We start from the raw sequence: 11,957 nt of genomic DNA on the forward strand, positions 1-11,957 counted from the left end.
GTCAGTTTCCTTCCTTGGCGGGACCGTCGGTTGCGTCCGGGTTTTCATGACGCGCTTCCGGATGCTCCACCGTATCCAGATCCTCATGCGCGAAGCGTTTGCGCACCAGCACGAAGAAGATCGGCACGTAGTAGATCGCGAGGAACGTCGCGGCCAGCATGCCGCCGATCACGCCGGTACCGATCGCGTGCTGCGACGCCGAGCCCGCACCGTTGGAGATCGCCAGCGGCAGCACCCCCAGGATGAACGCCATCGACGTCATCAGAATCGGGCGCAGACGCAGTCGTACCGCCTCCATCGTCGCTTCCATGAGTGTGCGGCCCTGCTCCTGCAGATCCTTGGCGAATTCCACGATCAGAATCGCGTTCTTCGCCGACAGACCCACGGTCGTGAGCAGACCCACCTGGAAGTACACGTCGTTCGACAACCCGCGCAGCGTGGCGGCGAGCAGCGCCCCCAACACCCCCAGCGGCACCACCAGAATCACCGAGAACGGAATCGACCAGCTTTCATACAGCGCGGCCAGGCAGAGGAACACGATCAAGATCGAAATCGCATACAGCGCCGGCGCCTGCGAGCCCGAGATGCGCTCTTCGAAGGACAGCCCCGTCCACTCCAGGCCAATACCGGCCGGGAGCTGCTTGGCAATTTCCTCGACCGCCTTCATGGCGTCGCCCGACGACTTGCCCGGCGCCGGCATGCCCTGGATTTCCACGGCCGGCACACCGTTGTAGCGCTCCAGTCGCGGCGAGCCGTAGATCCACTTGCCGGTCGCGAAGGCCGAGAACGGCACCATCGTCCCGCTGGCGTTGCGCACATACAGCTTGTTGATGTCCTGCGGCAACATGCGGTCCTTCGGCTCGGCCATCACGTAAACCTTCTTCACACGACCGTGGTCGATGAAGTCGTTCACGTACGACGAGCCCCACGATGCCGAGAGCGTGGTGTACACGTCGGCGATCGACAGCCCCAGTGCCGAGGCTTTCTCCTCGTCGACGTCGACCTTGTACTGCGGCGTGTCGTCCAGACCGTTCGGACGCATGTTCGCGAGGTTCGGGTTCTTCGCCGCCATGCCCAGGAACTGGTTGCGAGCCGCCATGAGCGCGTCGTGACCGAGGCCCGCGCGATCCTGCAACTCGAAGTCGATACCGCCCGCGTTACCCAGTTCGGGCACCGACGGCGGGTTGATCGCGAAGATCATGGCGTCCTTCACGCTGGCGAATGCCTGGTACGAACGTGCGATCACGGCCTGCACCTTCAGGTTCGACGACTGACGCTCATCCCACGGGCGCATCATCGTGAAGGCGATACCCACGTTCTGACCACGACCGTTGAAGCCGAAGCCGGTGACCGTGAAGATCGAACGCACGGCGTCCTTTTCCTTTTCGAGGTAGTGCTTCTCGACCTGCTTCATCACGTCGAGCGTACGCTCCTGCGTCGCACCCGGCGGCAATTGCACGAGGTTGAAGAAGTAACCCTGGTCCTCGTCGGGCAGGAACGCCGTCGGCATGCGAACGAACAGGAAGCCCACCACGGCGACGATCACCACGTAGACGATCACGAACGGCGTGGAGCGCTTCAGGATACGCTCCACCTGTCCCTGATACGCCTTCGAACTGCTGTCGAACTTGCGGTTGAACCAGCCGAAGAAGCCACGCTTCTCGTGCACCTCGCCCTTCTTGATCGGCTTGAGGATCGTCGCGCACATGGCCGGCGTGAGCACGATGGCCACGAGCACCGACAGCGCCATGGCCGCCACGATGGTCAGCGAGAACTGACGATAGATAGCGCCGGTCGAGCCGCCGAAGAATGCCATCGGCACGAACACCGCCGAGAGCACGAGCGCCACACCCACCAGCGCGCCGACGATCTGGCCCATGGCCTTCTTCGTCGCTTCCTTCGGACTGAGCCCCTCCTCGGCCATCACCCGCTCGACGTTTTCCACCACCACGATCGCATCGTCCACCAGCAGACCGATCGCCAGCACGAGGCCGAACATCGACAGCGTGTTGATGGAGAAGCCGGCGGCGCCCATGATGCCGAACGTGCCGAGCAACACCACCGGCACCGCAATCGTCGGAATGATCGTCGCCCGCAGGTTCTGCAGGAACAGATACATCACGAGGAACACCAGCACGATACCCTCGATGAGGGTCTTGATCACTTCCTCGATCGAGATCTTCACGAACGGCGTGGTGTCGTACGGATAGTCGACTTTCATGCCGGCCGGGAAGTACGGCTCGAGCTCCGTCACGGCCTGCTTGACGGCGGTGGCCGTCTGCAGCGCGTTCGCACCGGTGGCCAGCGTGATGGCCAGACCGGCCGCGGGTTTGCCGTTGTAACGTGCGACGACCTGATACGACTCGCCGCCGAGTTCCACGCGTGCCACGTCGCCCAGGCGGACCTGCGAGCCATCCTTGTTGACCTTGAGCAGGATCTTGCGGAACTGCTCGGGCGTCTGCAGGCGGCTCTGCGCCATCACGGTGGCGTTGAGCTGCTGGCCCTTCACCGCCGGCGCACCACCGAGCTCGCCCGCCGAGACCTGCACGTTCTGCGACTGGATGGCGTTCGAGACGTCGATGACGGTGAGGTTGTACCCGTTGAGCTTCTGCGGATCGACCCACACGCGCATTGCATACTGCGAGCCGAAGAGCTGAACCTGACCCACGCCGTTCACACGGCTGATCGGATCCTGCACGTTCGCGGCGATGTAGTTCGCGAGGTCGATGTCGGACATCTTGCCGTCATCGGAGTAAGCCCCGATCACCAGCAGGAAGTTCTTGGTCGCCTTGGCCACCCGGATCCCCTGCTGTTGCACCTGCTGCGGCAGCAGCGGCGTGGCGAGTTGCAGCTTGTTCTGCACCTGCACCTGCGCGATGTCGGGGTTCGTGCCCTGGGCGAACGTGAGCGTGATCTGCGCGGTGCCCGAGCCGTCGGACGTCGACGACATGTATTCGAGGTGATCGATACCGTTCATCTGCTGCTCGATCACCTGCGTGACCGTATCCTGCACGGTCTGCGCGGAAGCGCCCGGATAGGTCGCGGTGATCTGCACGGACGGCGGTGCGATCGGCGGGTATTGCGAGACCGGCAGCTTCAGGATCGAAAGCGCGCCGGCCAGCATGATCACAATGGCGATCACCCAAGCAAAGATCGGGCGATCGATAAAAAACTTTGCCATGAATGAGGCTCCGCGTTATTGGGCTTTGGCGCTCGAGGCGGCGTCGGCCTGCGATGCGGGGGCAGCGGCGGCCGCGGCCGGCGCGCTGGCGCCCGCGGGGGCTTGTGCACCCGGCAACTGTGCCGGAACGGCCTTCGCGGGGGCGCCCGGACGAACCTTCTGCAGGCCGGCCACGATCACCTGATCGCCGGCCGCCAGACCCGAACTCACGAGCCACTTGTCGCCAATGGCGCGATCGGTCACCAGTTGGCGCAGCTCGACCTTGCCTTCCTTGTTCACGATGAGCGCCGTCGGCTGCCCCTTCTGGTCACGCGTGACACCCTGCTGCGGCACCAGCAGACCGCCTTCCTTGACCCCTTCCCTGAGCGTGGCATGCACGAACATGCCGGGCAGCAACTCACGGTTCGGGTTCGGGAAGATGGCGCGCACGGTCACCGAGCCGGTCGTCTGGTCGACGGTGATGTCCGAGAACTGCAGCTTGCCCTCGAGCGGGTACTTCGTGCCGTCCTCGAGCGTAAGCGACACGGCAGCCGCATTCTTGCCGGCGCTCTGCAGCTTGCCGTCGGCCAGCGCACGGCGCAGACGCAGCCCGTCGGCGGCTGATTGCGTCACGTCGACGTACATCGGGTCGATCTGCTGAACGGTCGTCATGAGCGTGGCGGCGCCAGCCTGCACGTAAGCCCCTTCGGTCACCTGCGACAGGCCGGTGCGGCCCGAAATCGGGGCGGGCACATCGGTGTAGCTCAGGTTGATTTTGGCGGTTTCCACGGCGGCCTTGCCGGCCTGCACGTCGGCATCGGCTTGAAGGGCGGCCGCCACGGCGTTGTCGTAATCCTGCTTCGACACGGCTTCGACCGCCACGAGTTGCTTGTAGCGATCGGCCAGCAGCTTCGTCGACGCCTGATTCGCAACCGCCTTCGCGAGCGTGGCCTTGGCGTTTTCATAGGCGGCCTGGTAAGTGGCCGGATCGATCTTGTACAGACGCTGCCCTGCCTTGACGTCACCGCCTTCGGTGAAATCGCGCTTGAGCACGATGCCGTCGACACGCGCGCGAACGTCCGCAACGCGATAGGGCGAGGTACGTCCGGGCAGATCGGTCGTCAGTGTTACGTTCTGGGGTTGCAGCGTCACGACGCCGACTTCCGGCACCATGGCCTGCGGCTGCTGCGGCTTCTTGCCGCATGCGGCCAGGGTCATTACCGCGATTGCTACGGCAGTGACCATCCCCAGTGAACTTCTCTTGACGTGCATATACGCCCCCGATAAATGGAATGCGGTCAAACAAAATGACAGAACGTTGCGACGATTGCGACGGCGAAGGCCGGTCCGCAATCCCGTCGCACGAAGGCGGGTCGGTGAGCGCCTGAAGGCCGCGCAAGCGGGCCCTGGGAGACCGGCCCGCAGTCGGGCCGCAAGGACGTCCCCGGCACGGCGGTGACCGCGCGCGCTGGCACTCGTATGAGATCGTCGAACAGGCTCCGGGATAACAGGTGATCCGAATGTCGCGCCCGGTGGCGCTCCACCGGCCAATTCGCCCCCTCGGATCAGTGAGGTGTTTCCCTTAGAGGAAGGAGCTTAAATGTACCCTGTGCAATAGAGCAAGCGGCTGCTATTATAGATACATTCATGAATGTATGTAAATCACATTGCGTCGCACCAAAGTGCGGCGCCGATTACATTGCATTTCGCAAGACATCCAGCAATTTTCCGCTGCTCCGGTGACACGACGATGGCCCGCAGAACCAAAGAGGAAGCGATCGAGACGCGCAATCTGTTGCTCGACACCGCAGAGACGGTGTTCGCACAGAAGGGTGTGTCGCGCACGTCGCTCGCCGATATCGCCGAAGCCGCCGGCCTGACCCGTGGTGCCATTTACTGGCACTTCAAGAACAAGATCGACCTGTTCAACGCCATGACGGACCGCATCCGCCTGCCGATGGAGCGCATGATCGACGAGGAATGCGCCGAGCCGGAAGACGGCGACCCCATGGTGCGCATGCACGAAATCTGCAAACTGGTGCTCAAGGAAACGGCTCGCAACGAGCGCCGCCGCCGGGTGCTGGACATTCTGTTCCACAAGTGCGAGTACACGAACGAGATGCTTTCCGTGCTCGAGCGCCAGCGCGAAGCCTGCGCCGACGGCAAGCAACGCATCATGCGTGACATGGAACGCGCCATTGCACGCGGCCAGTTGCCCGCGCAACTCGATACCCGACGCGCGGCCATCATGTTGCACGCGTTGGTCGTCGGCATGATGTCGGACTGGTTGTTCCTGCCAGACTACGATCTCGGCGCCGAATGCGATGCAGTGGTCGACGGTTTTTTCGACATGCTGCGCACCAGTCCGGCCATGCGGCGGCCCGACTACCCGGTCGCCCGGAACGCAACCGCCTGAGGCGGCCACCGAATTTAGTGCATATATTAATTAGCAGGCGCCCCGCTCCGGGGCGCCTTTTTGTTGCCGAATCGACAAGTGCGTGAACGTGCGTGTCGTCCTGAAATTTCCGAATCGGGACGCGGCGTTGCCGCGTCGGACGACATTCGAGCGCCATGATGTGGCATATCGCTGTACAGCGTCATAGCGTTATATATAATGCTACACAACGCTTCGCCCGCTCAGGTGCGACCGGCGCTCCGGCCCTGCCGCCGGACACTTCCCGGCGCCGGCATCGGGCGATATCGCCCTCACCTGGCCCGCTGAGCCATCCCACGTCGGAGACCTCTTTCGTGAAAGCTGTCGTTATCGCAAGCCTCAAGTTCCACGCGCCGGCCGCCATGCTGCGTCGCGCGCTCACCGTGGCCGCCGTTGGCGCTGGCCTGTTGTTCGCCGGCCACGCCGCCGCGCAGCAGGTGTTCGCCGCCGCCAGCATGAAAGACGCCCTCGACGATTTGTCCGCCGCCTACACCAGGGAAACCGGCAAGAAGCCGGTGCTCGTGTATGGCGCGAGTTCGACGCTCGCACGCCAGATCGAGAAAGGTGCACCGGCCGACGTCTTCATCTCGGCCGACCAGGACTGGATGGATTATGCGCAGAAACACGATCTGATCGACACGAGCTCGCGTCGCAACCTGCTCGGCAACGAACTGGTGCTCATCGCTCCGGCCACGACCACGGGCGACGTCGATCTGAAGACCGGCGCCGATCTCGACGCGAAGCTTGGCAGCGGCAGGCTCGCCATGGGCGACCCCGCGCACGTACCGGCCGGCCTTTACGGCAAGGCGGCACTCGAGAAGCTCGGTGTCTGGTCGAAGGTGCAGGGCAAGGTTGCCGCCGCGGACAACGTGCGCAACGCGCTGTTGCTGGTCGCGCGCGGCGAAGCGCCTTACGGCATCGTATACAAGACGGACGCGAATGCCGAGAAGCGCGTGCGCATCGCGGGCACGTTCCCGGCCGACAGCCACGCGCCGATCATCTATCCCGTCGCCGTGACGAAGCAGGCCAATCGCGCCGAAGCCGACCCGTTCTTCAAGTTCCTGCAATCGCCCGCCGCGCAGGCTACATTCCAGCGCTACGGCTTCAGCCGGCCCTGACAACCCTGATAAGATCCGCCAACTTACCCTGGTCCCACCCCGACCGACACCCGACCGCCCTCCGACATGAGTCTGACCCCGGAAGAATGGGGCATCGTGGCGCTCAGTCTGCGCGTAGGTTTGTGGGGCACGCTTTGCAGCCTGCCCTTCGCCTACGCCGCCGCCTGGCTGCTCGCCCGCCGGCAGTTTCCCGGCAAGGCGCTGCTCGATGCCGTGCTGCATCTGCCCCTCGTGCTGCCGCCCGTGGTGGTCGGCTTCGCGCTGCTTGTACTGTTCGGTGCGCAAGGCGCCATCGGCAAGGTACTGCGCGAATGGTTCAACTTCACCTTCGCGTTTCGCTGGACGGGCGCGGCGCTGGCCGCCGGTGTGATGGGATTCCCCTTGCTCGTGCGCGCCATCCGGCAAGCGCTGGAGTCCGCCGACATTCGTCTCGAGCAGGCGGCACAGACGCTGGGCGCCGGCCCTTGCCTCACATTCCTGTGCGTCACTCTGCCACTCACCGCCACTGGTGTGCTGCATGGCTTCGTGCTCGCGTTCGCGCGTGCCCTGGGGGAGTTCGGCGCCACGATCACGTTCGTGTCGAACATCCCCGGCCAGACCCAGACGCTGCCACTCGCGATCTACACCGCCACCCAGGTGCCCGACGGCGACGCCATGGTCTGGCGTCTCTGCGCGATTTCCGTGGTGCTGGCCGTGGCCACGCTCATTCTGTCCGAAGTGCTCATCCGCTTCGGTCATCGCAAGGCGCTCGGTCATGACGGTTGACGTTCGCCTTCGACATCGGTTCGGCGACTTCACCCTCGACGCCGAATTCGCGGCCGGCGTGGGGGTCACGGCGCTGTTCGGCCCCTCCGGCAGCGGCAAGAGTACCGTGGTGAACGCCGTGTCCGGGTTGCTCCGTCCGGACAGCGGCCGGATCGTGGTCGGCGACGACGTGCTCTTCGACAGCGCGTCGGGCATTGCGCTGCCTGCGTGGCGGCGACGCATCGGCTATGTGTTCCAGGATGCGCGCCTGTTCCCGCATCTGAGCGTGCGACAGAACCTGCTCTTCGGCCGCTGGCTGCGTCGTCGCGAAGTCACCGCCGCCGGCACCGGAGCGATTGCCCTGGCGCATGTCGTCGACGTATTGAACCTCGGGCATCTGCTCGCGCGCCGCCCCGGTTCGCTGTCCGGCGGCGAGAAGCAGCGTGTGGGCATTGGCCGCGCGCTGCTCTCGTGCCCGCGCCTGCTGCTCATGGACGAGCCGCTGGCATCGCTCGATCATGCCCGGCGACTCGAAGTCCTCGACTATCTCAATCGCATCCGACACGAACTTAAGCTGCCGGTGCTGTACGTCACGCATTCGCTCGACGAGGTCATGCGCCTGGCCGATCAGGTCGTGTTGTTCAAGGACGGGCGCACGATCTCCCAAGGGGCGCCGGCCGACGTGCTCAACGTGCACCGCGACGCACTCGACGGCATCGCCGACTCCCCCGGCACGGTGCTCGAGACGCGCATCGTCGCGCACGACACCCGTTACGGCCTGACGGAACTGGCGGTCTGCGCGACGCCCGGCATGGGCAAGGCGTCCCCCCGCGAAGCGATACGGCTGCGCGTGCCGCGGGCGGGCGGCGAGGTGGGCGACACTTGCCGCATCCTCGTGCGGGAACGCGATGTCGCGGTTGCGACGGCGGCACCGGTCGACACCAGCGTGCTCAATGTGCTGCGCGCGCGCGTCTGCGCCTTGCGCGACCTGGGCGATGCCGTGGAAGTCAGCGCCACGCTGCTTGGCGACGCGACAATACCGGGCAACGATGCGGGCGTAACATTGCGCGCGCGCATCACGCGCTTCTCGGCCGATCAACTCCGGCTCACGGCCGGTCGCGATGTCTACCTGCTCGTCAAGTCGGTCGCCCTCACACGCTGAAGAGGGCATGCCTCCGGCGCGGGGCGAATCCCGAAAGCGCGGCAGCGGGGCGTCGATCGCCGCAGCCCCGAAATCCCTGCTTCGCGACGTCGGAACGCGCAAGGCGTCGCAACGAATCCCGTTGCGACGCCTTGCGGGAGACACCGGCCAAGCGTGCCTTACTGGCTCTTGCCCATCGCGCCGCCCTTGCCCATGGCATCGGGCTTATTCATTGCGCCACCTTTGCCCATGGCATCCGACTTGCCCATGGCATCGCCCTTGGACATCTTCCCGCTCTTGTCCATGTCCTTACGCATGGCGTCGCCCTTGCCCATGGCATCGGGTTTGCTCATTGCGCCCCCCTTGCTCATGGCATCGCCCTTTTGCATGGCGTCCTGGGCGAACGCCGCGCCCGTACCGAGCGCCATGGCCAGGGTCATCGTCGCTGCCGCCAGATATGGCATCTTCATCGTCGTACTCCTCCAGAGATTGAATGTATGAACCACAGTCGCGCAGTAGGGCGTGCGCCTCAACTGCCGCCGAACCAGTTGTAGCCCTGGTCCTCCCAATATCCGCCCGGATACGTGTTCGTCACGAAGATCGCGCGGATATGCTTGGGATTCTTGTAGCCGAGCTTGGTGGGAATGCGCAGCTTCATCGGAAAGCCGTATTCCCTCGGCAGCGTGCGGCCGTCGTACGTCAGCGCGAGCAGCGTCTGGGGATGCAGCGCCGTGGGCATGTCGATGCTCGTGTAGTAATCGTCGGCGCATTTGAAGCCAACGTAGCGCGCCGTCGTGTCCGCCCCGATGCGCCGCAGGAAGTCGCCGAACGTCACCCCGCCCCACCGGCCGATCGCGCTCCATCCTTCCACGCATACGTGGCGCGTGATCTGCTCTGTCGTGCGGACTCGTGCGAACTCGCGTATCGCGTCGAGCCGCCATGGCGCGCGCTCGGCAATGAGGCCCGACAACTCCAGCCGATAGTCCGCCTCGTCGACGACGGGCGCCTCATCCATGCCGTAGAAGGCGTTGAACGGGAACGGGCGGGTGATCTGCGACTCGGAAAACGTCGGCGCCAGCACGTCCTGGCGAAACAACGCGGCCTGCACGCGGTCGTTCCACCGCGAGATACCGTCGAGCGCGGACGCCACGCCTGCGTTATCGTCGAGCGAGCACCCCGAGAGCAGCGCCAGGCCGCCCAGAGAGAGCGTACGCGTGAGAAACGCGCGCCGCGAGGGCTCCGCGACGTGACGCGCCACCCGCGCCCGCGCTTCCCGCACGATGGCGTCGCCGTCCCGTACGACCGGGCTGTCCGACGGCAGGCGCGGGAGGGATTTCCTGAAGGTCATGGCGGCTCACCGTCCCGTCAACATGGTTCGCAGCGTACGAGGCACGAGGGCCACCATCGCCACATGGACCGCGATGAAGGCCGTCAGGCCCGCCATCGCGACGAAATGCACCAACCGCGCCCCCTGGAAGCCCCCGAACGCGGCGCACAACCACCCCAGCTGCACGGGCTTCCAGACGGCCAGCCCCGACGCCACGAGCAGCATCAGATCGAGCACGGCGAACAGATAGGCAGCGCGCTGCACCTGGTTGTAGTGACGAGGATCGTCGTGCGAGAGTCGGCCGCGCAACGCAGCCAGCGCGTCGCGCGCGACGCCGCGCAACGTGAGCGGAAAGAAGCGCCGTGCGAAGCGGGCGCTCGCGAGGTTGATCAGGAGGTAGACGACACCGTTCGCCACGAGCAGCCACATCGCGGCGAAGTGCCAGCGCAGCGCGCCGCCAAGCCAGCCACCCAGCGTGATCTCAATGGGAAAGCGAAAGCCGAAGATCGGCGACGCGTTGTAGATGCGCCAGCCGCTCGTGAGCATCGCGAGCACGGCCAGCACGTTCAGCCAGTGGGTGATGCGCAGCCAGCCGGGCTGCACCGGGTCCGATCGTGCGGGGGCGCGCATTGGCGGCACCCCGCCGGGCGGCAATGACTTCGTCGGTTGGGACATGGTGACCTCCATCGCGAGGTTTCGCGTCGATGGGGCCAGTGTCGCCTCCGGCCAGTGTCGAAGTCCTCACGAAGCCATAACGTTTTCGTGATACTCCGCGCCCGCCCGGTCACCGGACACGGTGTGGCTCGTCGTCCGGATCCATGGTCCTGTCGCCTTTCAGATACGCATCGAAGGTCGGCACGTGCGCGTCGAGCAACAGGCGGATTTCATTGATGAGGGTGTCGTAGTGCGCCGCGAGGTTCTGTGCGAACGGCGTGAGCGCCGCCCCGCCGCCCGACACGCCGCCGATATGGCGCGTCACCAGCGGTTCGCGGAATTCGTGATTCATCGCCTCGACCAGCAGCCAGGCGCGCCGGTAGGACATGCCCATGCGACGCGCCGCCGCCGAGATCGACCCCGTCGCCTCGATGGCGCGCAGCAACGTGAGGCGCCCCGGTCCGAACACGGGGGTTTCGCCGTCGCGAACCCGGACACGCAGGTCGTAGCCCGCCACCCCCGGCTGCGCGGGCGGCTTGCCGGCCGCTTCGAGGGCTTCGGCGCTCGCGAGCAGCTCGCGAGCACGCGCATCGCGCGTGCGCGCCTCGGGCGACACCTGCGTCGTCGTGCCCGCCTTCTGCCGCCGACGCTCAGCTGGCATGATTGCCCCACATCACGACGAAGATCAGCACCAGCAGCGCCAGGACCCATGGCCACCAGCGCCCGAATCTGCCGCGCGTCGACGGCGCATCGCGTGTCGCCGAGGCGTTTGCCAGCGCCGCCGCCACGTCGCTGTCGGCCGCCACCGGGTCGTTGAGCGCGTGGTGAGGGGCGATCGCTGCGATCAGGCGGGTGAAGAATTCGTCGACCAGCTTGCGGGCCGCCGTCTCGATCTGCGGCGCATCGAGCGTGGTGTGTTCGCCGCCGATCCGCGCCCTCAGGTCGTACGTCAGCAATGTGTTCATCGGCCCTTGCGATTGCAGCGTCACCACGGCCTTGCCCTGTGTGTGTCCGGCCGACGAGCCGAGCCCGTCGAAAGTCAGCGTGTACGCATTTGGCGCGAGGACGTCGGACACGGTGACACGTCCGCTCCAGCGGCCGCTCACGGGCCCCAGCGTGGCGCCCACGACCACGGTCCAGGTCGTGTCGTCGAGTCGCTCGATCGATTCGCAGCCCGGAATGCAGCCGCGCAGCACGCCCGGGTCGTTCAGCGCGATCCACACGACATCCCGTGCCGCCGGCAGTTGCCGGCTGTCCTTCAGCTCCATTGCCTGCCTCCTCAAAGCCGTGCGGTGGCGCGTCGGGACTTCGGCCCTGCCTGTCCACCCGGGGTCTCCGTACTGTCTCGAGCTTCGAACTATTGTGACACGAGTTACCCC

General features: G+C 65.5%; 11 protein-coding genes. 4 read left to right on the forward strand and 7 right to left on the reverse strand.

Annotated elements, in window-relative coordinates; genetic code table 11:
* Position 1: 1 nt before the first annotated feature.
* Both PMO31116_RS11075 and PMO31116_RS11080 read right to left on the reverse strand, forming a co-directional pair.
* Positions 2-3,181 (reverse strand): efflux RND transporter permease subunit, encoded by a 3,180-nt coding sequence (locus tag PMO31116_RS11075; protein ID WP_023594918.1) that lies wholly within the window; start codon positions 3,179-3,181, stop codon positions 2-4.
* 15 nt (positions 3,182-3,196) lie between these two features.
* The gene (locus PMO31116_RS11080) at positions 3,197-4,432 is read right to left on the reverse strand and encodes an efflux RND transporter periplasmic adaptor subunit (protein WP_150566763.1); all 1,236 of its coding nucleotides are present in this window, start codon (positions 4,430-4,432) and stop codon (positions 3,197-3,199) included.
* A gap of 478 nt (positions 4,433-4,910) precedes the next feature.
* Between PMO31116_RS11080 and PMO31116_RS11085 the strand changes: the two genes are divergently transcribed.
* The 4 genes from PMO31116_RS11085 to modC all read left to right on the forward strand — a co-directional run bounded on the left by PMO31116_RS11085 (position 4,911) and on the right by modC (position 8,618).
* Positions 4,911-5,576 (forward strand): TetR family transcriptional regulator, encoded by a 666-nt coding sequence (locus PMO31116_RS11085; protein ID WP_150566764.1) that lies wholly within the window; start codon positions 4,911-4,913, stop codon positions 5,574-5,576.
* 332 nt (positions 5,577-5,908) lie between these two features.
* A complete protein-coding gene (gene modA, locus PMO31116_RS11090) occupies positions 5,909-6,712 on the forward strand; it encodes a molybdate ABC transporter substrate-binding protein (protein ID WP_246185247.1) in 804 nt (267 codons plus the stop codon).
* Positions 6,713-6,778: 66 nt separating this feature from the next.
* Positions 6,779-7,477 (forward strand): molybdate ABC transporter permease subunit, encoded by a 699-nt coding sequence (modB, locus tag PMO31116_RS11095; RefSeq protein ID WP_150566765.1) that lies wholly within the window; start codon positions 6,779-6,781, stop codon positions 7,475-7,477.
* A complete protein-coding gene (gene modC, locus PMO31116_RS11100; protein WP_150566766.1) occupies positions 7,467-8,618 on the forward strand; it encodes a molybdenum ABC transporter ATP-binding protein in 1,152 nt (383 codons plus the stop codon). Before modB ends, modC begins: the two co-directional genes overlap by 11 nt.
* Before the next feature lie 158 nt (positions 8,619-8,776).
* On the opposite strand, the gene PMO31116_RS11105 is transcribed toward modC, so the two are convergent.
* From PMO31116_RS11105 to PMO31116_RS11125, 5 genes are all read right to left on the reverse strand, one after another.
* Positions 8,777-9,067, reverse strand: coding sequence for a pentapeptide MXKDX repeat protein (locus PMO31116_RS11105; protein WP_217424740.1), 291 nt, complete (start codon positions 9,065-9,067; stop codon positions 8,777-8,779).
* A gap of 59 nt (positions 9,068-9,126) precedes the next feature.
* Positions 9,127-9,945 (reverse strand): molybdopterin-dependent oxidoreductase, encoded by an 819-nt coding sequence (locus PMO31116_RS11110; RefSeq protein WP_150566767.1) that lies wholly within the window; start codon positions 9,943-9,945, stop codon positions 9,127-9,129.
* 6 nt (positions 9,946-9,951) lie between these two features.
* A complete protein-coding gene (locus PMO31116_RS11115) occupies positions 9,952-10,599 on the reverse strand; it encodes a cytochrome b/b6 domain-containing protein (RefSeq protein ID WP_246185248.1) in 648 nt (215 codons plus the stop codon).
* Positions 10,600-10,708: 109 nt separating this feature from the next.
* Positions 10,709-11,239, reverse strand: coding sequence for a winged helix-turn-helix domain-containing protein (locus tag PMO31116_RS24340; RefSeq protein ID WP_150566769.1), 531 nt, complete (start codon positions 11,237-11,239; stop codon positions 10,709-10,711).
* Positions 11,229-11,846, reverse strand: a complete 618-nt coding sequence (locus PMO31116_RS11125; protein WP_150566770.1) for an SRPBCC family protein — start codon at positions 11,844-11,846, stop codon at positions 11,229-11,231. Before PMO31116_RS11125 ends, PMO31116_RS24340 begins: the two co-directional genes overlap by 11 nt.
* Positions 11,847-11,957 lie beyond the last annotated feature (111 nt).

Origin of the sequence: Pandoraea morbifera (genome assembly GCF_902459575.1) — a bacterium.
GTDB classification, from domain to species: domain Bacteria; phylum Pseudomonadota; class Gammaproteobacteria; order Burkholderiales; family Burkholderiaceae; genus Pandoraea; species Pandoraea morbifera.